At 41.2% G+C, this 24,005-nt stretch carries 23 protein-coding genes and 1 pseudogene; 13 read left to right on the forward strand and 11 right to left on the reverse strand.

Annotated elements, in window-relative coordinates; all coding sequences use genetic code 11:
- Positions 1-44: 44 nt before the first annotated feature.
- The 6 genes from hpsN to H6G26_RS07745 all read left to right on the forward strand — a co-directional run bounded on the left by hpsN (position 45) and on the right by H6G26_RS07745 (position 5,573).
- Positions 45-1,025 carry a hormogonium polysaccharide biosynthesis glycosyltransferase HpsN gene (hpsN, locus tag H6G26_RS07720; protein ID WP_190728687.1) on the forward strand — a complete coding sequence of 327 codons (981 nt, stop codon included), beginning with the start codon at positions 45-47 and terminating at the stop codon, positions 1,023-1,025.
- A gap of 51 nt (positions 1,026-1,076) precedes the next feature.
- Positions 1,077-2,252: a hormogonium polysaccharide biosynthesis glycosyltransferase HpsO gene (hpsO, locus tag H6G26_RS07725; RefSeq protein WP_190728688.1), complete on the forward strand. Its 1,176-nt coding sequence runs from the start codon at positions 1,077-1,079 to the stop codon at positions 2,250-2,252.
- A 3-nt stretch (positions 2,253-2,255) separates the two neighbouring features.
- Positions 2,256-3,434, forward strand: a complete 1,179-nt coding sequence (hpsP, locus tag H6G26_RS07730) for a hormogonium polysaccharide biosynthesis glycosyltransferase HpsP (RefSeq protein WP_190728689.1) — start codon at positions 2,256-2,258, stop codon at positions 3,432-3,434.
- A 242-nt stretch (positions 3,435-3,676) separates the two neighbouring features.
- Entirely contained in the window at positions 3,677-4,315 is a 639-nt protein-coding gene (locus H6G26_RS07735; RefSeq protein ID WP_190728690.1) for a peroxiredoxin, read from the forward strand.
- A 116-nt stretch (positions 4,316-4,431) separates the two neighbouring features.
- The gene (locus H6G26_RS07740; RefSeq protein ID WP_190728691.1) at positions 4,432-5,016 is read left to right on the forward strand and encodes a Uma2 family endonuclease; all 585 of its coding nucleotides are present in this window, start codon (positions 4,432-4,434) and stop codon (positions 5,014-5,016) included.
- A gap of 365 nt (positions 5,017-5,381) precedes the next feature.
- Complete coding sequence (locus H6G26_RS07745) at positions 5,382-5,573, forward strand: hypothetical protein (RefSeq protein WP_190728692.1); 192 nt, start codon at positions 5,382-5,384, stop codon at positions 5,571-5,573.
- 172 nt (positions 5,574-5,745) lie between these two features.
- Here H6G26_RS07745 and H6G26_RS07750 read toward each other — a convergent pair.
- The 7 genes and pseudogenes from H6G26_RS07750 to H6G26_RS07780 all read right to left on the reverse strand — a co-directional run bounded on the left by H6G26_RS07750 (position 5,746) and on the right by H6G26_RS07780 (position 13,957).
- A pseudogene (locus tag H6G26_RS07750) lies at positions 5,746-6,629 on the reverse strand (sulfurtransferase).
- A 288-nt stretch (positions 6,630-6,917) separates the two neighbouring features.
- Positions 6,918-7,634 (reverse strand): DUF6544 family protein, encoded by a 717-nt coding sequence (locus H6G26_RS07755; RefSeq protein WP_347242441.1) that lies wholly within the window; start codon positions 7,632-7,634, stop codon positions 6,918-6,920.
- A gap of 203 nt (positions 7,635-7,837) precedes the next feature.
- Entirely contained in the window at positions 7,838-8,533 is a 696-nt protein-coding gene (locus H6G26_RS07760; RefSeq protein WP_190728693.1) for a DUF305 domain-containing protein, read from the reverse strand.
- Positions 8,534-8,641: 108 nt separating this feature from the next.
- Entirely contained in the window at positions 8,642-10,864 is a 2,223-nt protein-coding gene (locus H6G26_RS07765; protein ID WP_190728694.1) for a dynamin family protein, read from the reverse strand.
- 58 nt (positions 10,865-10,922) lie between these two features.
- Positions 10,923-13,004: a dynamin family protein gene (locus H6G26_RS07770; protein WP_190728695.1), complete on the reverse strand. Its 2,082-nt coding sequence runs from the start codon at positions 13,002-13,004 to the stop codon at positions 10,923-10,925.
- A 16-nt stretch (positions 13,005-13,020) separates the two neighbouring features.
- Positions 13,021-13,254 (reverse strand): hypothetical protein, encoded by a 234-nt coding sequence (locus tag H6G26_RS07775; RefSeq protein WP_242053629.1) that lies wholly within the window; start codon positions 13,252-13,254, stop codon positions 13,021-13,023.
- A gap of 310 nt (positions 13,255-13,564) precedes the next feature.
- Entirely contained in the window at positions 13,565-13,957 is a 393-nt protein-coding gene (locus tag H6G26_RS07780; RefSeq protein WP_190728696.1) for a hypothetical protein, read from the reverse strand.
- A gap of 292 nt (positions 13,958-14,249) precedes the next feature.
- On the opposite strand from H6G26_RS07780, the gene H6G26_RS07785 reads away from it, so the two are divergent.
- A complete protein-coding gene (locus H6G26_RS07785) occupies positions 14,250-14,942 on the forward strand; it encodes a hypothetical protein (protein WP_190728697.1) in 693 nt (230 codons plus the stop codon).
- Positions 14,943-14,989: 47 nt separating this feature from the next.
- Here H6G26_RS07785 and H6G26_RS07790 read toward each other — a convergent pair whose 3' ends face one another.
- The gene (locus H6G26_RS07790; RefSeq protein ID WP_242053630.1) at positions 14,990-15,349 is read right to left on the reverse strand and encodes a DUF5615 family PIN-like protein; all 360 of its coding nucleotides are present in this window, start codon (positions 15,347-15,349) and stop codon (positions 14,990-14,992) included.
- Entirely contained in the window at positions 15,346-15,591 is a 246-nt protein-coding gene (locus H6G26_RS07795) for a DUF433 domain-containing protein (protein ID WP_190728698.1), read from the reverse strand. The genes H6G26_RS07790 and H6G26_RS07795 overlap by 4 nt, the downstream gene beginning before the upstream one ends.
- A 796-nt stretch (positions 15,592-16,387) precedes the next feature.
- On the opposite strand from H6G26_RS07795, the gene H6G26_RS07805 reads away from it, so the two are divergent.
- From H6G26_RS07805 to H6G26_RS07815, 3 genes are all read left to right on the forward strand, one after another.
- Positions 16,388-17,362 carry a cysteine synthase A gene (locus H6G26_RS07805; RefSeq protein WP_190728699.1) on the forward strand — a complete coding sequence of 325 codons (975 nt, stop codon included), beginning with the start codon at positions 16,388-16,390 and terminating at the stop codon, positions 17,360-17,362.
- Positions 17,363-17,469: 107 nt separating this feature from the next.
- Entirely contained in the window at positions 17,470-17,796 is a 327-nt protein-coding gene (locus H6G26_RS07810) for a (2Fe-2S) ferredoxin domain-containing protein (RefSeq protein WP_190728700.1), read from the forward strand.
- A 55-nt stretch (positions 17,797-17,851) separates the two neighbouring features.
- Positions 17,852-18,835, forward strand: a complete 984-nt coding sequence (locus H6G26_RS07815; protein WP_190728701.1) for a DUF5331 domain-containing protein — start codon at positions 17,852-17,854, stop codon at positions 18,833-18,835.
- Between the two features lie 5 nt (positions 18,836-18,840).
- On the opposite strand, the gene H6G26_RS07820 is transcribed toward H6G26_RS07815, so the two are convergent.
- On the reverse strand, positions 18,841-19,836 hold the full coding sequence (locus H6G26_RS07820) for a folate-binding protein YgfZ (protein WP_190728702.1): 996 nt from the start codon (positions 19,834-19,836) through the stop codon (positions 18,841-18,843).
- Between the two features lie 535 nt (positions 19,837-20,371).
- Between H6G26_RS07820 and H6G26_RS07825 the strand changes: the two genes are divergently transcribed.
- Together H6G26_RS07825 and H6G26_RS07830 are read left to right on the forward strand one after the other, a co-directional pair.
- Positions 20,372-20,770, forward strand: a complete 399-nt coding sequence (locus tag H6G26_RS07825) for a type II toxin-antitoxin system RelE/ParE family toxin (protein WP_190728703.1) — start codon at positions 20,372-20,374, stop codon at positions 20,768-20,770.
- Positions 20,757-21,068, forward strand: coding sequence for a helix-turn-helix transcriptional regulator (locus H6G26_RS07830; protein ID WP_190728704.1), 312 nt, complete (start codon positions 20,757-20,759; stop codon positions 21,066-21,068). The genes H6G26_RS07825 and H6G26_RS07830 overlap by 14 nt, the downstream gene beginning before the upstream one ends.
- Before the next feature lie 164 nt (positions 21,069-21,232).
- Here the strand turns inward: H6G26_RS07830 and H6G26_RS07835 are convergent, their stop codons facing one another.
- Positions 21,233-21,721: a hypothetical protein gene (locus tag H6G26_RS07835; protein WP_190728705.1), complete on the reverse strand. Its 489-nt coding sequence runs from the start codon at positions 21,719-21,721 to the stop codon at positions 21,233-21,235.
- 164 nt (positions 21,722-21,885) lie between these two features.
- Between H6G26_RS07835 and H6G26_RS07840 the strand changes: the two genes are divergently transcribed.
- Positions 21,886-23,730: a serine/threonine protein kinase gene (locus H6G26_RS07840; RefSeq protein ID WP_190728706.1), complete on the forward strand. Its 1,845-nt coding sequence runs from the start codon at positions 21,886-21,888 to the stop codon at positions 23,728-23,730.
- Positions 23,731-24,005 lie beyond the last annotated feature (275 nt).

Here is a 24,005-nt window from a genome sequence, read left to right on the forward strand (position 1 = left end):
TACAAAGCTATTATCAAAGAGGTAGAATTACTTTATAAAAAATCATGAATAATTGGCCATTAGTTACTGTGGTTATCCCGACCTATGGTCGAGAAGAAGCGCTACGAGATAGCATTGTAGATGTCTTGAAACAAGACTATCCAAATTTTGAAGTTTTAGTAGTAGACCAAACCCCAAAGCACCAACCAGAAATTCAAGCCTATCTAGAAGAGATGGCGGGGGCAGATAAAATTAAATGGTTACACTTAGATTGGGCAAGTTTGCCAGGGGCGCGGAATTATGCTGTGCGGCGCTCATCTGGTGAAATAATATTATTTATTGATGATGATGTTCAGCTAACCCCAGGATTGTTAGCAGCCCATGTGAAAAATTATTTGCAAAATCCAGAAGTGGGGGCTGTAGCCGGACGGGTATTTGACAGGATGAAATTGGGTGATTCTGGAGGAGATTTACAGATTGAATATCTGCCTCCCCAAGCTATGGACCCAGGAATTGCTTGGTATCATATTGATTTAGTACATACGATAAAACCCCAGCAAGTACTGACAGCGAGGGGTTGCAATATGTCATTTCGCCGCGAAATTTTTACTAAGTACGGGCTGAGGTTTGATGAGAGGTTTCGCGGTAGTGCAGTGCGCGAAGAGTCAGATTTTTGTTTGCGAGTGCGACAGACGGGATATAAGATTTGGTACGACCCAGAAGCCCATTTAGTGCATTTAGGCGAAGAAACCGGAGGCTGTCATGATATTAGTATGCGATCGCTCAAATATCAACTCACCTTTTATCACAACCATTTCCTACTAGGGCTGAAAAACCTGACTGCTACTCAAGCTTTACGCTTATACGCCCGTTTATTTGACTGTCACGTTCTAGGACACCCACCTTGCAACAAAAGCGGTTCCCCCATAAAAATTGCTACTCGCGCTATTTTCTATACTTTGGGTTTTTTCAAAGCTTTGGGTACTGTCATCCAATCACTATGGAACGATGGTCAAATTTATAGTCGATTGGATGAACAAGTTTAGTTATTGGGCATTGGGTATGGGGCATTAGTGAATAACAATTAATAAATATCAATGAAAATTTTAGTTGCTAGCCACACTTATATCGTAGACCTCAACTGCGAGAAATTACGCGCTTTATCTCAACTAGAACCCGACATTGAAGTGACAGTTGTAGTCCCAAAGCGCTGGAAACCAGGCGGCGTGCAAAACAGAATTATTGAAACTGAATACCGTGATGAAGGCACATTTAGAATAGTTCCCGTTTCTAATTTTAGTCAAAATCATCAGGGACTCCTTACCTTTGGCACTGATTTGATATCTTTATTAAAACAATTTCGTCCCCAAATCATCCAAGTGGAACAAGGGTCTAGGGGGCTAGCTTATACTCAGATGATTGTTTTAAATCAGCTATTAGGACTCAAGGCAAAAAATGTATTTTTTACTTGGTGGAATTTACCCTATGAACTGAAATTACCAGTTGCTTTATTAGAAAAATATAACCTCAACCACAGCCACGGCATCATTTCTGGTAATCAAGATGGAGCAGAAGTTTTGCGACAACGGGGATATAAAGGAGCAATTAAAGTCATGCCTCAACTGGGTATAGATGAAAATTTATTTACTCCTAAAGCTCAACCAGAATTAGCAGCGAAGTTAGGCATTGAAAAAGAAGATTTTATAGTAGGTTTTGTTGGAAGATTTGTGCAAGAAAAAGGCTTACTAACGCTTCTAAAAGCCTTAATTACGTTAAAAAATAAACTTTGGAAATTACTGCTATTGGGGCGGGGAGAGTTGCAAACCGAATTAATCAAAATTGCGGCAGAAAACAATATTAAAGAACGGTTAATTTTGATAGAAAGTGTTCCTCATGACGAAGTTACAAACTATATTAATTTAATGAGTACTTTGGTACTGCCTTCCGAAACAACTTACAAGTTCAAAACCTTAACTTCTGTTGGCTGGAAAGAACAATTTGGTCATGTGCTAATTGAAGCAATGGCTTGCCAAGTTCCTGTGATTGGTTCCGATTCTGGTGAAATTCCCTATGTAATTGGCGATGCTGGTTTAGTATTTCCTGAAGGTGATGCTCAAGCCCTAGCTAATTGCTTAGTTGAATTAATGGATAAACCAGATTTTGCTCATAGCTTGGGTGAAAATGGTTATCAAAAAGCAATGATTAAATATACAAATAATGCTTTGGCTAAACAGCAGTTAGAGTTTTATAAAGAGTTAGTCATTAGCAAATAAAAAATGAAAATATTACAAATTGTCCCTTCAATTTCTCTGATTTACGGTGGCCCCAGCCAAATGGTTCTAGGGCTAGCTCCAGCGTTGGTAAAAGAGGGAGTGGAAGTTACAATTCTCACAACTGATAGTAATGGTGATAATGGTCAAATACCTCTGAATGTTCCCTTAAATCGCCCAATTAAACAAGATGGCTATGAAATAATTTACTTTCGTTGCGCCCCATTTCGTCGCTACAAATTTTCTCTAGATTTATTAAACTGGCTAAAACGTCATGCTCACGAGTTTGACATAGCACATATTCATGCTCTATTCTCTCCCATAAGTAGCGCTGCTGCTATTGTGTGTCGTCAGCAAAAGCTACCTTATATTTTCCGCCCTTTAGGTACTCTAGATCCGGCTGATTTACGAAAGAAAAAACAATTAAAACAGCTTTATGTTGCAATTATAGAACGTCAAAATTTAGCTGGTGCAGCAGCAATTCATTTTACTAGCGATCAAGAAGCTAAAATATCAAAACGATTTGGCATATCTACACCAGATTTGGTGATTCCCTTGGGTGTGATTCCCCCTCAATCATCTCTTAAAAATGCATATAGTCAGTTAGAAATACCAAAGAATGTGCCAATAGTGCTGTTTATGTCACGAATTGACCCGAAAAAAGGGTTAAATTTGTTGATTCCAGCGTTAGAGAAGCTGTTAGCGATTAGTTATAAGTTTCATTTTGTTTTAGCTGGGACAAATCCCCAAGACCCAGATTACGAAAAAAAGATAATATCCCAAATTCAAAATTCACCACTGCGATCGCACACTACAATTACAGGCTTTGTCACTGGTGAACTAAAAGTTAGTTTACTACAAGCTGCTGATTTATTTGTCTTGCCTTCCTACTACGAAAATTTTGGGATTGCTGTAGTTGAAGCAATGGTTGCAGGTGTACCTGTAGTCATTTCTGACCAAGTTCATATTTGGCAACAGATACGTGATAGCGAGTCGGGTTGGGTAGGTACAACAGATGTGCAAGCATTGGTAGATTTACTGCAAGAAGCTTTGCAAAATCCCGCAGAACGCCAGCGACGGGGATTAAACGCCCAAAAGTATGCCTTGGAAAATTTTAGCTGGGATGCGATCGCAAAGCAAACAATCCAAGCTTACGAGAAAATTCTGGTAAACAAATCAATTTAACCCAACGCAGACAACAGTAGTTTTTGCCAAATAGGCGCTAGAACTGCTTTGACAACGATATCCGCAATCACAAAACCAATCCCAATTAATATATAAGTTTTAGGAAAGGGAGATTTAGGAACTTCGCCTCTGCAACTTAAAATTTTGTTTCAAACAGCTAAACTCCGATTGAGAAATCGGGGTTTTATGTCATGATGGCATACTAGAATATATATTGCCTTTCTAACTACAGGGAATCTCACATGGCTCTCCGTCTAGGTGACACAGTACCCAACTTTACGCAAGCCTCAACACACGGCGACATCGATTTTTACCAATGGGCAGGTGACAGCTGGGTTGTGCTGTTCTCTCACCCTGCTGATTTTACACCTGTTTGCACAACAGAACTCGGCACTGTTGCCAAGCTCAAACCAGAATTTGACAAGCGCAATGTCAAAGCGATCGCACTTAGCGTTGATGATGTCGAATCCCACAAAGGCTGGGTGGGAGACATCGAAGAAACTCAAAGCACTAGCCTTAATTACCCAATTTTGGCAGATGCGGATCGCAAGGTTTCTGACCTTTACGACATGATCCACCCCAATGCTAATGCGACTTTGACAGTGCGATCGGTTTTCGTGATTGACCCCAATAAGAAACTCCGCCTGAGTTTTACCTATCCTCCCAGTACGGGACGCAATTTTGATGAACTTTTGCGGGTGATTGATTCTCTGCAATTGACTGATAATTACAGCGTGGCAACACCAGCTGACTGGAAAGATGGAGAGGATGTTGTAATTGTCCCCTCACTGAAAGATCCAGAAGTACTCAAAGAGAAATTTCCCAAAGGTTACGAGGAAATCAAACCCTATCTGCGGATGACTCCTCAGCCTAACAAGTAAATCTGAGAATGATTTCGGATAAAAAGCAAAGAAGCAAAGTTATGTCTTTGCTTCTTTGCTTTTTTGCGTGAGAATATAGTCAGTTGGCTAGCCATCCGAACCTGGAGGATATCTCGATGTTTTCATCCCCTTTGGTTTTGCAAATTCCGTCATCAATGCAAATGACAGACGAACAATTTTTTGAGTTCTGTCAAGTGAATCGTGATTTACGCATTGAGCGAAATAAATTTGGAGAATTGGTAATTATGCCTCCTACTGGTTCGGAGACAGGAAACCGAGAAGGTAACATATTTGGGCCGTTGTGGGTTTGGTCGGAACAAGATGGTACAGGTATAACTTTTAGCTCTAGTACCGGATTTAAGTTATCAACAGGTGCAGAACGCTCTCCAGATGCTTCCTGGATTAAACTGGAACGATGGAATGCTTTATCTCCAGAACAACAGCGAAAGTTTGCACCCATTTGTCCAGATTTTGTAGTCGAACTCAAATCTCCAAGCGACAACCTCCAGACTTTGAAGGAAAAAATGGAGGAATATATGGATGAGCCAGGAATACAGTTAGGCTGGTTGATTGACCGTAAGCAGCGTAAAGTTTATATTTATCGTCCTAGATTGCCAGAGGAATGTTTGGATAATCCTGCTAGTGTAAGCGGCGATTTGGTGCTGCCTGGGTTTATTTTGAATATGAGTAAAGTTTGGTAAGAAAATTTTATTTAAACTCAGATTTAGGCTGGCGACGATACAGCAATTTAAATTGGTAAATTGGTCTGACATCTAACGGTAAATAATTACCTGAGCGTAGGCGCAGCCCGCCGTAGGCATCGCTATTCACCCGGTAAATACGAAAACCATCAAAGATATCAACATATTATGATAGGTGTAAATGTTTTTTTGCGTTCTCATCTATTAAGCATAACTTCTCAAGATTGAGTATTCAAAACGGGTTAAACTGCGTTTATAAACTGGCAGAGATTGGCAATAAATCTTAATCTATTATTTGTAAACACAAAAGTTATCTACATAGATTTTCTCAGAAGATATTAGAGGAAGTTACGGAGATAATTATCATGCCAAAAGAATATATGGAGAGTTTAGAAGCATTAGTTGATAAATTGACATTATCTGCAATCTTAGAAATGTTAGAGCGAATATGTCACAAAAAAGCAGAAAATCTGAGAACTCATTGGCAAGATGAGACTTCAGCAAAGCTTTGGGATAAAGCTGCTAGACAGATAGAACAGATAAATGTTGATATTTGATTAAACAATAAAGTCTGGTAAATAAAAGGGATTGGGTACTGGGAAAATTTGCAGTACTTACAAGACGCGAATTGTGTACCTAATCTTTTTTCTTCAAAACTGAAAAACATCTAACAGTAAAAAACCGAATCTGCCATGTCTGCGGCAGATTAACTAGCTGAAGCGTACACGCTCATTGCATTACTCTACTATCAATGGGTAGTGATAAGTCACGCGACCATTCATTCCAAGAGCCAAAATAATTTCTGGTAGAAATTCCTGCTTCTTCTAAGGCTATTAATGTATTAGCGGCTCTTGAACCCTTAAAGCAGTAAATGTATACAATAGACTCCGAAGTAATACCTATTGAGTGACAAATTTCTCGGATTTCATCTGGCGATCGCAACGTAGGGATTCCCAATTCAGAATTCATCAGACGATGCCATTCTAACCATACAGCGTTAGGGATTCTCCCTTTGCGAGGACAAAAATCAGGATGGTAGGGAGAAGAACTCAGCCCCAGCCATTCGTTGCGATGTCTACGACAAGCCGCTTTGCGTCTACGCGCACATCTAATTTAATGATTGCTGGATTGTCAATTGCTTGCAACATCTCGGTAGTAGTCACTATCATATCAGTGTTGGGATGCAATCTAAATATGCTGCTTTCACGTAATAGTACTTCATCGGTAATAGGCAATCCCTCTGTCAGCCATGCTCTATATCCTCCGTGTAAGATAGATACCTGAGCGCAACCCAAATATTTCAGTAAGAAAGCTGCTCGACAAGATTGACCATAACCTTTATTTAAACTATCTTCATACACAATTAACCGTTCCGCACCCGATATTCCCAGATTGCTCATAATTTTTGCAAAATACTCTTGTAATTCCTTTAATCCTGCTGGGTAGGAATTATCTAAAATATAGGTGAAAAAATCTCGAATATTTATAGCTTGACGAATATGAGAAGTAACAAAATTTTCAGGAGTTCGCGTATCGATAATAACAGCCCGTGATGACTTTTCTGCTAACAGTGACGTGAGTTCTTGAGGAGAAATGAGGAGTTTTGTATTCACGCTTTCATGCTTCTGTTATCGTGCCATTAGGCATTATCGCCCTTGGTAGATTTGCATTTTGAAATGCAAATTACAGAAGAATGAATGTTGAATGTTATAAGAGAATGTTTGTGGCTGTATTGTTTTAAAAATCAATTAATCAATTTAACAAGCACAAAACCTGGTGCAATATAGTTACCGAAACTCAGCTTGCTCAATTGTGGCACGGAAGAACTCTGAGTAACGGTCTGTCCCAAACCACCACCCGACACTCATCTGGGAGGGAATTGTAAAGCCGCCAAATGTATGTTATTTCTGAATTTCTCCACCAAAAGGAATGTAAGCAAAGCTCCCATCTTCTGTATGTTCTCCCCAACGTGGCAAAGAAAGCTTTAGCAGTTTGCCGTTAGTATCTATAACCAGTGTCAGCGTTACAGGTTCACCAGCAATCTTTAAGCTAGCTTGGATAGTTTTCTCATCAATTGCCTGCCAACTTACACCATATTCAGGTAGCAAAGCAGAAGGTAGCCAGATCAATTCTCCAACAAATCGGCCAATACTAGAGCGATTAATATCGGGACTGTGGGCATTTACCAAGGGAATCACTCCCCAAAGGAAGAACCGCATTCGACCCGATTTGTTTGCATAGTAATCAGTTCCCACAAATTGAGACAAACCGCTTCCAATAACTGGTTTCCAAACCAATCCTTTCAGCGCAGAGATTATCTCTTTTGCTTGCATTGGTATCCAGGGTTTATCTTGGGCCATCCTAAAACTGCCACTCATTTCTAAGCTGACAGAAGAAGCCACCGGAGTTCCCGGTGCGATCGCATGGAGAAAGTAGCGTTTTACAGGAGCAGGTAATTCTGCAACCATGTCTTCAGTAAAACTATGCTCTGCTGGGACTACTTCAAGCGATCGCCAAATCCGATCAACTTCTTGGTCGGCTCTTACCTTGTTGATGGCTAAAGCTATGAATGCGATCGCTACCAATGCACCAATGCTCAAGAAAATTTTGGTAACCATTTGCTCACCTCTGAGCATAAATAAAACTTTTACTTAATCAAAGTTAAATACTCATTCCGAAAATACCCCAACCTACTAAATACCGAGTTCAGGGCATTTTTACTACTAGAATAGCCCAGAATACACTTGTTTCTTTCTTTCCCCCTGCCGGACTAAGGGGGATAATTCGACGCTAAAATCCCTATGTATGCAAAGGCTTAGGTTTACTTATTATACCAGGATTTTCGCCACTGTTGCATTTGTTTAATTTCTATATCTTGGTCTTTGATAATTGCTTGAGCTAATTTTTTGATTTCAGGGCGCTGAGACTTACTTAAGGTATCTTTTGCCATTGTTACAGCCCCTTCGTGGTGAGGAATCATCGCATTGATAAAGCGCAAATCAAACTCAGCATCAGCTGCACCTAAGTTTTGGCTCATCATCATAGTTTGCATCTGGTCAGATGACATTTCCATCATGTGACCCATTTGGCTGTTGTAAGCCATTGGTTTATTTCCCGCATTGGGATACCAAACTTGTCGCCACTGCTTCATCTGAGTGATTTCTTGGTTTTGCGATTTAATGATATTGTCTGCTAGTTTTTTGATTTCAGGACGTTTTGATTTCTGCTGCGCTTCTTTAGCCATTTCCACAGCCCCTTGATGGTGCGGTGTCATAGCGTCGATAAATCGTAAATCAAAATTAGCATCGGCTGGGCCTAAATCCATTCCCATGCTGTGATTCATACCACCGTGGTTCATCATCTGCTGTTTGTCGTTAGCATTGGTGGCGGTTACCTCCGGCGCTTGGCTTTGATTCTGGGAAGCCGTATTGGTACAGCCTGTGATTAACCCACCGACTGAAGCGATCGCAGTAAAAGTTAACGCCAAAAAACCATTCCTCAAAGATAGCAGTTGCATAAGTCTCACCTCATAGTTTCCTAATTCTATATTTACTTATTAGCTTGGCAGCCAGAAATGAAATTAGGATGAAATCTCACTTATTAAAAAAGTCCAGTATTTTGTTGTTTATTTATCACTCAAAATTGTGTACGCATCATTAACTAAGTGCATTTTTTCTTGTGCTTGTTTTAGCAGTTGCGGCTGATTCACAAACAAATCTGGATGCCATTTTTTTACTAAGGTTCGATAAGCCTGCTTTACTTCAGCCAAAGAAGCGTTTGCTTGCAATCCTAAAATGCTGTATGCGCGAGTAATCTGATCTTTTTCCGTCTGGGTTTTGGTTTGGTTTGGTGCTTTATTGCTTTGAGTTGTATTTTGCTGTTTGCCAGTTTGAGAACCAGGCCATCGCATCTCTGCTTTCATTCGCGCTATTTCCTCATTGAGTTCCCAATCCCGAAATTTAGCCTCCACTTCTTCTGGACGCAAAGAAGGAGAAGCTTTTGGCGGTGGTGGTGGAGAAACAGATTCTACCCTTGTCGCAGAATTCTTAGCAGTATTTTCCTGTTGTTGCTTAACACTAGTATCTTTTTTTGAGAAAGTTTGAACTCTCTCTGGCTGTGGCGAATATTTTTTATTGGTGTTGCTATATTTCGGTATTTCTTTATAAGGTTGATGATTTGAGAGTATTTTTACTTTTTCTAATTCTTGTAGCAACTGATTAAAACTGTTTTGTAATTGCTGCAAATTTTCACGTTTTTGAGTAATTTCTAGTGGCTCTTGACTGAATTCAAAGCAAATTACTTTTTTAGCTTTCTGCTCATATTCACTCAGGATAGATAACCCGTGACTGCTAAAGCGAGATAAATAATCTTCAATTGTAGTTATACAAAGTTTAGCAATTTCCTGATGATAAGATTCATTTGCTAATTGTTCATCTTGTTTTTGGATATTCTTATTTAGCAAATAAGAAATACTCCCGACGACAGCAGCACCCACCGGGCCACCTAATAACCAACCAATACCACCACCAACAGCGATGGAACCCGGTTCGCTCAAATCATCAGTATTGTTTGGCTTCGAGGGTAATATTACTTGTGGTTCGCTAGGAAAGGGAATTAATAAATCTTGCGGGCGTTCTTCTTGAAAAAATTCGTAAGCTTGATAAAGCCATTTCATTGCAGCCAATTGCAATTGCGTTACGTCTTTTTTAAGAATATTTGTTTGCCAACTTTTAAAGTTATTTTCTGCCAATGCAACTGCTGCATCAGCTTGATATTTTGTAAGTAATTTAGGTAATGCTAGCCAATCGCGTAACTCTTCCACACTAATAGTAAAACCTTTATAAATTAGGTCGGCTGCTTTTTGTTTAATTTCAATTTTAGTGTTTTGTTTATCAACAAAGGATTTTATTTCAATAGCAATCGGGTCAATTTTAGCTTTTAATGAGTATTGGATTTGAGAAGCGATCGCTTGCACTCTTGGCAAACGCACATTACCACGATTTGGTTGCAAAATCCCCACAATATTTTGCAAAGCTGTTTCAAAAGCCGCTAACCCGCTACTATTAGCAGTAGCAACATCGCCTTTTAATCTAGCTCTTAAAGCAGGTAAAGCATCAACGCGATATAAATTACTAAAACCTGGAGGTAATTCGCCTCGAAAGCTTTCTGCAACAAACAGCAAGCGATTTTGAACCTGTTTTTGCTCGTCGGGTTCGAGTAAATTAAGAAAATTAGCAACAAAAATAACTGTTTTAATACCGCGATCTAATAGCCAATCTCGTAAGTTTTCCCGTTCACCTAAAGTCATTAACTTACGTGCATCTAATAATTGTATAACTAAATCTGCACTTAAAAGTTGTTCTCGGACTAAATTATCTTGTTCATCTCTATCATTAGTTCCCGGTAAATCGAGAAATTCTACACCTGTTTCTAAGAAGGGATGCGGACAAAAAACTTCCACAGATGCTACATCTTTTCGCATCTGCCTATTGCCATCAAGAGTTGCAAATTGTTGTAAAACTTCTGTGCCACTGCGATAGACGTCTGTACCGTCTACCAACATGATGCGAGTTCGCACATCAGAACCATACTTGACAGTAATCGCCGCGCCTGTGGTGGGAACTAAATCAATTGGTAAGGTGCGATTCCCTAGTACGGCATTCAGTAAGGTAGATTTCCCATGATTAAACGGGCCAAATACCGCAATCCGAAAGCTAGGATTAACGAGATGATTGCAAATGGTAATTATATCTTGATGCAGTTGCGATTCACGTTCTAAATTCAGTAACGCAGATGCAGATTTGAGATAATCGGCTAAATTCTTATAACCTTCATACTGTTGTTGCATAGTTCCCTTATCTTCCTCGTTCCCAGTTTCTAGCTAGGAACGAGAGTAATTAGATATATTAGCTATAGTACGCTAATAGATTGCTATACGCCGCCTCAATTTTTTGCAACTGAGCTATTACATCTTCCTGTAAGTTTTTTAAACGGTTGAACTCACTCTCACGATTTATTTCGCGGGTTTGTTTCTGGTTGACTAAATTATCTAATTCAGATTTGCGAGATCCAATATCATCGTTAATCCGCTTACTTACTTCTTTTTCGTAAGAGTCAAAACACTCTTTCACAGCATTGTATACAACCTGAGATTGCTCATGCGCTACTTGCGGTAGGTGTTTAACTAACTCTTTCTTCGCTGTTTTAACTAATTCTTTACGTGCTTGATCTGCTTGCAAAAATCCTACTCCCAAACCTAGCAGTGCAAACCCGATTGGCCCAAGAAAAACACCCGTCACTGCTGTAATTATCCCGCCAACGCCAATTACAGTGAAGTAGTTTAACAAGATATTTTTCCAATCAAATCCGGCCCCAGCTAGTGCGAAACCAGCAAGATTTCCTTTAGATAATGATAACAATCCCATTGCCCATTTTGCCCAGGTGGGAGAGTTATCTTCTTCAGCAGTAGTAGTGGTATGTACCTTTACCTCTTGTCCGGTAAGCTTTTCAGTAATTTGATCTGTGATTTGACTGTAAGACGCGCCATATTGTGCAGCGCTACGAGAAAGTTCTTTAAAAGCTGCATTGATATCTTTTTCAGCAGTTAATGTCCAAGCAGCAGATTTATCGGTGATATATTGCTCAAAGGCTTTTTGCAGTGCGCTGTTAAATGCTTCTCGTTTACCACTACTGAGAAAATCAAACAGATTTAATTCCGGCTGATAGCGCAAGAAATCGGTTTCAAAGGTATCACCTAAGTTTAAAACGTAGCTGCGAAAAGATTCGGAAATAGTTCTTGCTTGGGTGTCTCTTGTATTGATAATTTCTTTTTGAAATTCATCTCGAATACCTGTGAGTTTGTTAAACTCTGGTTCTACAGAATCAATCCGTTTTTTTAATTCATTTACATCTTGGTCAAGTAATGGTATACGTCTAGCAACTGCTTCGCGGGTATGATTGCAGGCAAGTCTAGCCAAAGTTCTAACTTGACGGAGTTCTGCGATCGCACGTTCTCTGGTAAGAAAAGTATTAAGCGAATCCATAAACTTCGGAAAGCCAGTCCCCTCTAAATCAGCTTGGGGATTTTTTAACCGTCGTCTGAGTGCTTGAATTGACGAAAGCTCAAACACTCGTTCGTCATAAATATTCTGACCTTCTACAGTACAATATTCTGCTAAATTCGCGTTAAATACTTGCCGCAATCTATTCTCAGATGCTTGTAATTCTTCAACATCATCAGGATCAATCAATGATTCCCGCACCTGATCCCAAGCATTAACTAAGAAGAAAACTGTCAACCCTCGACCTTTGATATAATTTTCTAGGTAGCGACGCTCACCCAAAGTACAAGGTTGAGAAGCTCTCATCACAAACAAAATTGCATGGCAATTATTTACATAACCTAAAGATAATTCGTTTCGCGCTTCTGTATCATTCAATCCTGGACTATCAACAATTTCAATTCCCTTTTCTAGTAGGGTTAAAGGATACTCAACTACTGCATAATCAACATCGGGAAATGCTTGTTTTTTCTCCTGCTCTAGTTTTTTAGCTTCAGCCGGATCAATGGTATATTTATATTTAAAGTTCTGAAAGTCTAGCTGTTGTGGGCTTTTTCCATCATTAAAATGAATGGTAACTTTCTTTTCTGGCCCATAACGTAAAACTGTTAATACTGCGGTACAAGGGTTAACATCGCTCGGCAATAAGTTTTCCCCAATTAAGGCATTAAGAAACGTGCTTTTTCCCCGTTTCATATCGCCTAATACCAAAAGGCGAAAGACACCTTGGCGGAGATTTTTACTAGCTATTGTAATATCTTCAATATCTCGCTCTAAACTGAGTTTTCCTGATGAAGAGTTTCCAGCCAACTCAGCTTGATTAATTGTTTCAGCTAGTTTACTCAAACATACTGAAATCTCCGATCGCACTTGAGCAACGCGCTCTAAATCTTGGATAAATCTGTCAGTTGTTGCCTGATTACTCATAACAGTTACACCTTTATTAAAGATTGGTTTTTTTAGATTCCAAAAATAATTTGTAAGACACCCACCCCAGCGCACCAACAATAATAAACCCAGCCAATACTGAGGCTATTCTCACTGCAACTAGTGCTACCACACCAAGAGCAAAAAGCTTCCCGCCCAAAATCAGTTTTTTGATCCAAGGTTTCTGATCTGGTTGATGTTTCACAGTTTGATGAAAAGCTGCATCAGTAGCATGGATGTCAGTTTCCATTTCCCGGAGTCGCAATTCAACTTCTCGTTCTCGTAATATACGTTCTCGCTGTTCAAGTTCTTTTTAGCGATGCCTACGGCGGGCTTCGCCTACGCTTTCAGATGTCATCGGTATTCATCTCGTTTAAGATCATGAAAAGATGTCAGCAGTCACTTATCAATCTGCTGTATCCTAACTCACGTAATTATTTAAAAACAGCAGTAAAATTACTATTTAAATTTGATCTTTACCCCCTTTTTAAGGGGGTCGCCACAGGCGGGGGGATCTTATCCAAACCGTATTAGGTGTAATGATACCTACTTGTCGCTCATTAGACTGTCTGTGTAGCAGCCGCTTTTGAGTCTGCGGTGGTCTTTAACCGGGTAATAGTGGCTTTACGAATGCGATCGCTTTTGCGTACCCCGCCTGTCATCTCGTATTCCCGGCTATCTTTGCCATACTTCAACACCACACCACTAACTAAGCGTTCTGAGGTTTCGCAAATGCTCTTTTCAAGGGTTTCTATTTTTGCCTTTGCCGAATCAAGGGCAGTTAGCATCATATTATACTGGTCTATCTGGTTGCGGAGTTGTCCAGTTAACTGCATTAAATTGTCTAAACTCATAGAATCACCAAAGTCAAGACTGGAATTAATCGATTTAAACCCGATTACTCTCTTTTCGGTTTTTTCTAGCACGGAAGAGCTTCTTTGTTTGCGTGGCATCAATCTATGCTTTTTACTAAACTTTATCTTTCTAGAGTGTCTCAATGGGACAATGTAGCGGTTCAGTAAAGCTTGCAAAAATAGGTGTTTTTTTTAATAAGATTGGAGTGATAGCTCAGTAATTACACGATGCTAGACAAGAAATTGTTGAGAATAGGCTTGTGTTTTGACAGAATAGACTTGTGTTCTGACAAAATAGACTTGTGTTCTGACAAAATAGACTTGTGTTCTGACAGAATAGACTTGTGTTTTGACAGAATAGACTTGTGTTTTGACAGAATGGACTTGTGTTTTGACAGAATGGACTTGCGTTCTGACAGAATGGACTTGTGTTCTGGCTGAATGGACTTGTGTTCTGAACGAATTAACAATCAATATAGCCACAGCCCTAACAACAGCAGAGATTTGCCCTGAAAAGGAATTGCAAGAAAAAGCCGCTACCCTGAGCAACATGGCATTGCAAATCGCCGACCAAGGGGACATCCCAAAAGCGATCGCACTCTGGGAGGAAGTTGCTTCTACACTTGCACAAATAAGTGCATACAGTGATTTGGTAACAGTTCTGAGTAATTTAGGGGTAGCAGATGAAAGGAACGGTTTGGTTTATCTAGCTCAAGCAATCTGGCTAACGCTGAGGATTCAAGCCCCTTTATCACAAACCATTCGGTTAATCAGTGCTTTATATAATAGAGTGCCTCAAGGCGATGAACTAGAAGCTTTGCTAGGAGCAACGGCAATGTTCTTTTGCAACTACCGAGGTGAAGGTCATCCCCAGTTAGAGGAACTCCAAGAGCATAGTTTCAAGATGATAGCAGGTGCGGCAAATGCCCAAGGAATTGAAACAGAGGAAGCGTTTGGTAATTGGTTTACTCAGCAACGGCTAAACGATTCAGAATATTTCCTCCCCCGACTCAATCAACGTCTAGAGGATATAGTTGGCGATAGGTGGTTGTTTGACCGCAGTCAAGTTTCAATGGGTGAATAAGGGGAAATGCGAGGATAAAGGAGAGACTGCTTGAGAAACAAGGTAAATTAGGGCAGTGGGCGTTGACGTAGCTGTGTACGTTCTACAACAGTAAAACTGCCTTCTAAAGATATACTTTCAATACTCAGCAGACGTAGCAAGTCTTCGGCTGGCTCCTCTGGTGTAGCAGGAAAATAACGAAAATAAACAACACCAACTGGTGATGGCATTCGCAGGCGGTAAATTAATTCGCCATAATCTCGGTCAAATGTCAGAATGATTCGCCCCTCACGAACTGCACGCGTCAGAACCTCAGAATCTTCTGCACCTGGCGCGTCTTCACTTCCATAGGCTACATCGTAACTAGCAGAGCGCAAATATCTAACACTCATCAGAGGAAAATTTTCATTTGCTAGAAACCGCATCATCCTGCCTCAGACAAAAGCGGTAGAGTGTACAAAGATTCTTCACGCATACACTCTGCTGTAAAAGCAAAGACTGCTCTTAGTGCTTCTGAGGTAAGAGTCGGATAGTTTTCTAGCACTTGTTGTTCTGTCCATCCCGCAGCAAACAAACCCAATAAGAACTCTACAGATAAACGAGTTCCTTTCACAGTCGGCTTACCCAGCAGAATTTTGGGGTCTGAATGAATGTACTGTTTCCAGTCCATAGTTTATACTCCGACTAAGCTAAAGCTATTGTTGCACAGTATGATTATTGCTGGATTGCTGAGTGGGGAATCGCGTTAATCTAAAATTAATCGCTAACAATATAACCAGCTTATGCAATCCCTAAATATCACACTGCCAGATGCGATCGCTAATGCTCTCAGTGCTTACATTGGCGATCAAGAAGTTTCCTTACCTGCTAACGCTATCGTAGAAAATGCCCTCGAATAATTCCTCAGCCAACGTGGTTATTTACCTCCACAAAAGCAAGGTTTACGCCTTACTCCTGCACCCAAGGGAAGTGGATTTAAAGATACGTCAGTAAATCACGATAAAATTCTAGCTGAACAAACGTTTTTGCAGTCATTGCCACCAAACACACCTTGAGAGCCGTAATTGCTGACACTGGGCCTTTATATGCTGCTGTAGATATAGACGACCAATATCATGAACGCTCCCAAGCAGAGCTACAACGTATAAAACCAATTCGCAATTCGCAATTCGCAATTAAACTAAGCCCGACACTAGGGGTGGGGTTTTTACCTACCTTGCGATACAAAAACTGTTTCGCCCACCAGGGGCGAGGTTTTCAACCTTCACTAATTAATTGACGACAATATAATCAGTTTATGCAATCCCTCAATATCACACTGCTAGATGCGATCGCTTAGGCAATTATGATTATTATTGGATTGGCCAGAGAGGAAATGCGATATGGCATTTTAGGCAAATCAGTTGTAAATTATGCGATCGCTATAAGCCAAAATTTTTATAGATACTCACACAGGTATAGCCAAAATGGATATTAAGAATGGCTTCGTCGGCGCTGTTGGCAACACACCCCTGATTCGCTTAAACAGTTTCAGTGAAGAAACAGGATGTGAAATCCTCGCTAAAGCTGAATTTCTCAATCCTGGCGGTTCCGTCAAAGACCGCGCTGCACTTTATATCATCAAAGATGCAGAAGAGAAAGGTTTACTCAAACCCGGTGGCACAGTTGTAGAAGGAACTGCTGGTAATACTGGCATTGGGCTGGCACATATTTGCAACGCCAAAGGCTACAAATGCCTAATTATTATTCCCGATACTCAGTCACAAGAAAAAATAGACGCACTGACAGCACTAGGCGCAGAAGTTCGTCCTGTTCCTGCTGTACCCTACAAAGACCCAAACAATTACGTCAAACTATCTGGCAGAGTCGCTGCTGAGTTGGAAAACGCTATTTGGGCGAATCAGTTTGATAACTTAGCCAACCGCCGCGCCCACTACGAAACCACGGGGCCGGAAATTTGGACACAGACAGATGGTAAAATAGATGTATGGACAACTGCAACTGGTACTGGTGGTACTTATGCTGGTGTGGCATTGTACTTGAAAGAACAAAATCCAGCGATTAAATGCGTTGTTGCCGATCCATTGGGTAGCGCACTTTATAGCTATGTCAAAACCGGCGAACTCAATACAGAAGGAAATTCCATCACCGAAGGCATTGGTAATGGTCGTGTCACAGCCAATATGGAAGGCGCACCTGCCGATGATGCCATTCAAATCGATGACAAAGAAGCTTTACGGGTAGTTTACCAACTGCTAAGAAAAGATGGGCTTTTAATGGGCGGCTCAACGGGTATTAATATCGGCGCAGCTGTTGCCCTAGCGAAGCAGTTGGGGCCAGGACATACCATTGTCACTATCTTATGTGATAGTGGTTCCCGCTATCAGTCGCGGATATTCAACCCTGAATGGCTAGCCTCAAAAGGACTTTCAATAGATTAGTCATTGGTCATTGGTCATTGGTCATTGGCTTCGACTTTTGACGCAATGACAAATGACATAGACGCGCCAGCGGCTTCCCGTAGGGTAGGACAAAGGACAAAGGACAAATGACAACTCAACCATCAAACTTCCCTACAATAGACCAACCCTCTTCTCCTAAATGTGTGCGGGTTTGTCAAAATCGCACTTGCAAAAAACAAGGTGCAGTTAAAGTTTTAGCAGCTTTTGCAGCTTTGCCAATCCCTAGTGTAACAGTAACGGCTAGCAGCTGTTTGGGACAATGCGGCAATGGCCCGATGGTGCTGGTATTACCCGATATGGTCTGGTATAGCGGCGTTCAACCCGATGAAGTATCTCTACTGATAGAAAATCATTTGTTAGGTGGTCAAAGAGTCCAACGGATGCTCTATTATCGGTTTCATCCCCAGAAATAAAGCCAAATTTTCAATATCAATGTCTGCAATATTGTTGACTGAAGTGAGGCATCCCATGAATATCCAACAGCTGCGTCAATCCTTAAAACAAAACTGGCTGAGTTACTACGAGCAAAATATTTCCTGGCTGGTCAGAATGCGAATTTGGGGCACTTATGATGGTCTGCGCCGTCCTTTGTCCGGTTTTATTTTGGCAACACTGTCTGTTTTAGAACCCCAGTTTGATGAAATACTTGCTTTTATGATGGATCTGAGTAACGATCCAGATAAAATAGTCGCCGCTTTAGGTCTTAACTTCAATCCTGATCAAGAGTTACGTTTAATAAAACCAGAGCATTCTATGGCTATAAGCCAAGTTGAAAGCGAGTCACCAGATGAGAATTCTGAGGATAAACATCTGTCATCGGTTGTAACTGCCAGCAAGATTGCCTCTCATTCTCTTGCCAATACTCTAGATTCCAACTTGTCACGCGCCGATGAACTTGTGCCATCGATTACAGCTACCACTGAGGTAGTTCGTACACGCCAACCTGAGTTGATAGTAGCTGCAACTAAAATTGCTCCAGATACTCCGGCAAAAACGCCATCCTCCGGTTTGCCAAAGGAATATCAACTAGTACGCTGGCACTCTGGTCAGTTACCTTCACGAGGATCGGCAACAATGACCAGTGAGGTTAACAGCAAAGCCAAAACTATGTCATCTGTGGCATTAGCTACTGACATTAAGAGCAACGCGTCATCTGTCCGAATCCCTGGGGGCGCATCATTGGCAATTACCACTGAGATTAATAGTAATGGTCAACCAGGGCGTAGCTGCTTTGCAGCTTGTCGTCAGACATCGCCCCTTGGGCGGCTCCCTTCAGGAGCATCGCTAGCAATTACTACTGAGGTTAAAAGCAACGGCAAACAGCCGAATATTCAACCAGAAAATGTTAAGAGCAAAGTGAATCTAGAAACCACTAATGCCCGTAGTATAGCTTCTTGGGTAGATGAATTTTGTTACGGCACTAGGAATAAAGAAGAAGATATTTTGACTTGAATTAGTTATGGGTAATCGTGAGAAACAAACGGGATTTCTATGACTTCACCTTCAGTTTCTCCAACTTTGACTTTTAAGCCTACGCCACCAGCTTTGGTGCGAATGTAACCTAATCCAAAATAACCATCAGCCGTTTCTGTATAACTGGTAAGTTTGCCGACCTTTTCATCTCCAATTGCGATCGCACTTCCAACTTCCACAGGGGCGCTGAGTCGAATACCCAAAAGGTGTTGTTTTACACCTTTATATGTGTTTAATCGAGCAATGGTTTCTTGCCCAATATAGCAACCTTTAGTAAAAGAAATTGTTTGCCACAAACCAACTTCTAGAGGATTGTAATCATCTGTGAGTTCCGAATCTGGCGCGGGGCGGCCTTGTAAGATTCGCAACGCATCCCAAGCGCGATCGCTCATTTCTACTGCCCCAGCTTCTAACAATTTGTTCCACATCGAAGATTTATCAGTATTGGGGAAAGTAAAAGTGTATCCGGGCGCAGCTAACCCACTACCCACAGCAATCCGCACGCCCTCAGCAAGAGCAATGCTGTATAGTTTATGACATCCGTAAGGTTGTCCGATGAGTTCGCCAATACCCAACTTTTCTAAAACAGCATCACTTCCTGGGCCAATGAGGCTGAAGGTGTTGGTGTCTTCTGTGATATCAGATAATTCCACCTTGTCGGCATAAAAAATATATTTATCCAGCCATTCCATGAGAAACTGGCGGCGGTTGGGCGAAACTAGCAGAATTACCGCATCTTCTGTAACGTATGCGGTTGCTAAATCAATTGTTCTGGCTGTGGAAGTGACAAAAACCGTATCACAACCTTGTCCTGGCTTGAGTATTTGGAAATTGTTAGTACTTTGGTTATGTAAGAAATTGAGGCGATCGTCGCCAGATACTTTGATACGTCCCCAGGCGGTGCGATCGCATATTGCAACCCCAACTCTAGCGGCTTGGATAGCTGCTGCGTCTTTATCGTCAATTGTAGATGTTGGCATGGTGATGAGAAGTTGCCCTGTTTCAATGTTGTCGCACTGGAAATCTTAACAAATAAGCGTTTGCGGCTTCAATGCATCTCCGGTTTTCTTCTGGCGTATAATCAAATCAAAAGAAAGTGCCGAACAATAAAACTGTGCTAGTGGTGGCGATCGCTCTTGTTATAGTTCTGTTATTATCCATTTGCTGTCATTAACCAATCGCAAACAATAGATTTGCAGTCATTGGAAAAGTTGACCCAGACTTGCCACTGTCCTAAATATCCGTTCCAATGTGGCTCACTATCAGCTACACCGATTGCCTCACCTACCCTGGAAACCAATTCTTGGTAGAAATTCCCCCCATCTTCTAACCCCTCATTACTACCGTCTCTGGCATTAAAAGCTGTATTTGTTATCCCGCATAGCTTAGAGCTTTTCTTAGTGCCATTCCTCTACAGCGACTGTGACAACCCTTGGTAAGAAATTTACTATGTTTCTTAGTCTCGTTTCCTTCATTGCTTTAATATAACAATATTGATATATTCAAGGTGGTGCCGTGCCTGAAACCCGCGTTGTTTTCTACCAGGAAGAGGAAGGTGAAGTTCCTGTTCTTGAATGGCTGAAGCGACTTTTGAAAGAAGACCGCAAAGGTTATGCAAACTGTGTTGCTCGAATTAAACAACTGGCGGCATCAGGATACGAACTCCATCGCCCTGCGGCAGATTACTTACGCGACGGGATATATGAGCTTCGAGCAAAGCATATTCATGTGCAATACCGCATCCTGTACTTCTTTCATGGGCAAAATGTGGCGATTCTTGCTCACGCTATCACAAAAGAAGAAGCAGCTGTACCACCAATTGATATTGAACGGACAATCGCTCGAAAGCTTTTATTTGAAGAAAACCCAGACGTTCACACCTACGTAGAGGAGCAAGAGGATGGACAAGACTAGCGATGCGATAAAAATCATTGACCAAATGACTAGCAGCGACCCTGAGCTTGAGGCAATGGTAGCAGAAGCTTCAATCAATGCAGAAGTGGCACAGTTGATTTATGAAGCTAGAACAAAAGCAGGGTTAACACAGAAACAGCTAGCTGAACTTGTTGGCACAAAACAGCCTGTGATTGCACGACTGGAAGATGCTGATTACGAGGGACACTCTCTGTCAATGCTCCAAAAAATTGCTCACGCTCTTAATCAGCGACTAGTAATTCATTTGACTCCTTTGGAGCATGAACAAAGCGCATAGTGACATATATAGGACAATGTTATATCAGCCTAGCTTTCTGAGGTGAGTTTTTCTAACTCATCCAAAAGCTTCAATATCCGCGTTTTATTCTTCTGAACACTAGCTCCTTTATTTTTGGGTAATCGCTTGCTAATTTACTAAAAGTGCGATCGCACCTAATTTTGTTAACTCTCTGGTAAACTAGCAAACGCCTGCTCAACTAACTCCTTTGACTTCGCATCCAAACGCAGCCAATCCACTTCACCCAGTTCATCGATTAAACTAGTATCAATATCAGCACCTTCCTTCTGTGGAGTGTATTCAAGAAAACACACCTGATAACACAGTTCCCACAAATCGATATTCGCTTCTTGCTGTTGACGCTGCAAACGTAGATGATATCCTGGATGGGGCATCGGCAAACGAGCCAGAGTCTCTCTGATTTCATCTGCTTCTTGGGGCGTTGCAGTTTCCATTGCTTGCAACAGTTCAGTCACCAATGCTTTGATTTCATCAGTGGTGTTAGGCGGCCAAATCAGGACATCGTGGTAAGTTCCTGTCCAGGAAGATTGATCTAGCTGCTTGCGGATATTGTCGATAACGCGAATGAAAGCAGGTTGCATGAGGATTTCAGCCTGCTGCCATGCAACTGAGTTTGTTATTTTAGGTGGCATTGGTAATAAACAGGGGCACTATAAAGAAAAATAAACAGTCTGCGTTTATTAAAAAGCTGCGTTTTTAATCTAAATCTTTTCTCAAGATAGCGGATTTCATTGAAGAAAATTTGGAGATATTTATTACCAGCTGGAAAATTAGGTAATAGCTCTGGGGAGTGAATATGATAGGCAAGCTACTAGACCATCGTTACCAAGTAATTCGAGTCCTCGCAATGGGAGGATTTGGTCAAACCTATATAGCCCAAGATACTAGGCGGCCCGGCAACCCCATCTGCGTTGTCAAGCACCTCAAACCTGGAACTGACCCCAGAGTTTTTGATACTGCTAAACGCCTGTTCAATAGCGAAGCCGAAACATTAGAAAAACTGGGCAATCATGACCAAATACCCAGGCTGCTGGCGTACTTTGATGAAAACCAAGAGTTTTATTTAGTACAAGAATATATTGAAGGACATACTCTAGCTGAAGAACTTATATCTGGTAAACGCTGGAGTGAAAGCCAAGTAATTCAACTATTGCAAGAAGTTCTGGAGATTCTAGAATTTGTCCACCGCCAAGGTGTGATTCACCGCGACATCAAACCGGATAATATCATCCGTCGCGCCTCAGATAATAAGTTAGTTTTAGTGGACTTTGGAGCAGTAAAGCAGTTACATACACAACTAGTAACAGTAGGCGGACAATCCTCTGCCACAGTAGTTATTGGCACTCCTGGGTATATGCCCACAGAACAAGGGCAAGGTAAACCCCGTCCTAACAGTGATATCTATTCTCTCGGCATTATCGCCATTCAAGCACTAACAGGATTACAGGCAACAGAATTGCAAGAAGATCCGGAAACCGGGGAAATCATTTGGCAGCAATCAGTAACTGTGAACTACCGATTGGCGGCAGTGTTATCCAAGATGGTGCGTTATCACTTCAAAGACCGCTACCAAAACGCCACGGAAGCACTGCAAGCGTGTAAAGACGCGATTAATCCTGTACCTGTACTTTCCACACCTCAAGAATCCCCCAAATCCCGACCTCAAGTATCTCGGGTGCAAACGGTTGCAGTTGCACCAGCAAATCCTGTCAAACCTGCCCGTCAAGACTCTAGCAAATCTGACCCATTGCCGATATTAATTGGCATATTATTGGTTGGTGGTGCGGCTGCTTTGGTAGCAAACGTATATCCAAATGTGAAAAATTTAGCTTTTAATCTTACAGGTAACGATCGCACCTTAGCAAATAAATGCTCGGCTGTTGTCGTCGGAAATTCTAATATTCGTTCTGAACCTAGTTCGATAAATTCTGATAATATTGTGCGAACAGTTGGTGATAATACCAAGTTCGAGGTGACTGGCAAACGGACAAAACGAGGTTGGATAGAAGTTAAACTCAACTCTGGTCGTTTGGCTTGGGCACACTCGGATGTGATAACCAATAACCAAGAATGGGCTTCTTGCCTGCGCGAAAAGGGCATTGCAACTAAGACAGTAAATGATAGTACCCTGATTGCTACTCGACCAACTCCCAAGCCAAAACCAAAATCTAGGAATGTAGCAACTCCATTACCAGAAAAGCCGAAGGAGTCAACTGATGACATTGGGAAAACAGAACGATCGCAGCCTAGTGATAACAGTGCCAATATTATAGAACAAGCAAGGCAGAAGTATGACTCAGGAGATATAGTTGGAGCGATCGCACTGTTAAGAGCGATTCCGGCAAATGCAACTTCTAGTATCCAAGAAACGGGCAAAGTAATTGCCCAGTGGCAGGAAGATTGGGCTAAGGCAGAGGCGTTATCTAATGAGATAAATAAAGCTATAGATGATGGTAAATGGGATAAAGTTTTAGATTATAGAAACCATCCAGAAAAATTACCTAATACTAAATACTGGCGAGACAGAATAGAACCATTATTTAAACAAGCAGCTGAAAATCTGGCAAAACAAGCACTGCCTAAACTAGAAAATCAAGGTAGTCAGAAAAATACCCAACAGAAACTTCCCGATACTAACTAACCTGCTACTACGGAAAGTTCTGATACTACAGAAACTCCTGAAAATGAGTTTTAACAGTTAAGCTGATGCGCGCTAAAAAAGTATAAACACTCTTTACGGTCGTTAACTGTTAACTGTTGACGGTTATCAGTCATCAGTCATCGGTCATCAGCCTTCATGTAAATGTTCAATTTAAATAGATATATCCTTAATATAAACAAAATGGGATAATAAACTACGGAGTAAAAATTAGATATACAAAATATGACAAGTCCTTTGGCAAGAATTGAATCACA

It is taken from the genome of Nostoc sp. FACHB-888, assembly GCF_014696655.1.
In the GTDB taxonomy this organism is placed as follows: domain Bacteria; phylum Cyanobacteriota; class Cyanobacteriia; order Cyanobacteriales; family Nostocaceae; genus Nostoc.

What these genes read in the sequence shown, in the direction of transcription:
- hpsN (WP_190728687.1), top strand. Translation starts at nt 45, where the DNA reads ATGAATAATTGGCCATTAGTTACTGTGGTTATCCCGACCTATGGTCGA.
- hpsO (WP_190728688.1), top strand. Translation starts at nt 1,077, where the DNA reads ATGAAAATTTTAGTTGCTAGCCACACTTATATCGTAGACCTCAACTGC.
- hpsP (WP_190728689.1), top strand. Translation starts at nt 2,256, where the DNA reads ATGAAAATATTACAAATTGTCCCTTCAATTTCTCTGATTTACGGTGGC.
- H6G26_RS07735 (WP_190728690.1), top strand. Translation starts at nt 3,677, where the DNA reads ATGGCTCTCCGTCTAGGTGACACAGTACCCAACTTTACGCAAGCCTCA.
- H6G26_RS07740 (WP_190728691.1), top strand. Translation starts at nt 4,432, where the DNA reads ATGTTTTCATCCCCTTTGGTTTTGCAAATTCCGTCATCAATGCAAATG.
- H6G26_RS07745 (WP_190728692.1), top strand. Translation starts at nt 5,382, where the DNA reads ATGCCAAAAGAATATATGGAGAGTTTAGAAGCATTAGTTGATAAATTG.
- H6G26_RS07755 (WP_347242441.1), bottom strand. Translation starts at nt 7,634, where the DNA reads ATGGTTACCAAAATTTTCTTGAGCATTGGTGCATTGGTAGCGATCGCA.
- H6G26_RS07760 (WP_190728693.1), bottom strand. Translation starts at nt 8,533, where the DNA reads ATGCAACTGCTATCTTTGAGGAATGGTTTTTTGGCGTTAACTTTTACT.
- H6G26_RS07765 (WP_190728694.1), bottom strand. Translation starts at nt 10,864, where the DNA reads ATGCAACAACAGTATGAAGGTTATAAGAATTTAGCCGATTATCTCAAA.
- H6G26_RS07770 (WP_190728695.1), bottom strand. Translation starts at nt 13,004, where the DNA reads ATGAGTAATCAGGCAACAACTGACAGATTTATCCAAGATTTAGAGCGC.
- H6G26_RS07775 (WP_242053629.1), bottom strand. Translation starts at nt 13,254, where the DNA reads ATGGAAACTGACATCCATGCTACTGATGCAGCTTTTCATCAAACTGTG.
- H6G26_RS07780 (WP_190728696.1), bottom strand. Translation starts at nt 13,957, where the DNA reads ATGCCACGCAAACAAAGAAGCTCTTCCGTGCTAGAAAAAACCGAAAAG.
- H6G26_RS07790 (WP_242053630.1), bottom strand. Translation starts at nt 15,349, where the DNA reads ATGATGCGGTTTCTAGCAAATGAAAATTTTCCTCTGATGAGTGTTAGA.
- H6G26_RS07795 (WP_190728698.1), bottom strand. Translation starts at nt 15,591, where the DNA reads ATGGACTGGAAACAGTACATTCATTCAGACCCCAAAATTCTGCTGGGT.
- H6G26_RS07805 (WP_190728699.1), top strand. Translation starts at nt 16,388, where the DNA reads ATGGATATTAAGAATGGCTTCGTCGGCGCTGTTGGCAACACACCCCTG.
- H6G26_RS07810 (WP_190728700.1), top strand. Translation starts at nt 17,470, where the DNA reads ATGACAACTCAACCATCAAACTTCCCTACAATAGACCAACCCTCTTCT.
- H6G26_RS07815 (WP_190728701.1), top strand. Translation starts at nt 17,852, where the DNA reads ATGAATATCCAACAGCTGCGTCAATCCTTAAAACAAAACTGGCTGAGT.
- H6G26_RS07820 (WP_190728702.1), bottom strand. Translation starts at nt 19,836, where the DNA reads ATGCCAACATCTACAATTGACGATAAAGACGCAGCAGCTATCCAAGCC.
- H6G26_RS07830 (WP_190728704.1), top strand. Translation starts at nt 20,757, where the DNA reads ATGGACAAGACTAGCGATGCGATAAAAATCATTGACCAAATGACTAGC.
- H6G26_RS07835 (WP_190728705.1), bottom strand. Translation starts at nt 21,721, where the DNA reads ATGCCACCTAAAATAACAAACTCAGTTGCATGGCAGCAGGCTGAAATC.
- H6G26_RS07840 (WP_190728706.1), top strand. Translation starts at nt 21,886, where the DNA reads ATGATAGGCAAGCTACTAGACCATCGTTACCAAGTAATTCGAGTCCTC.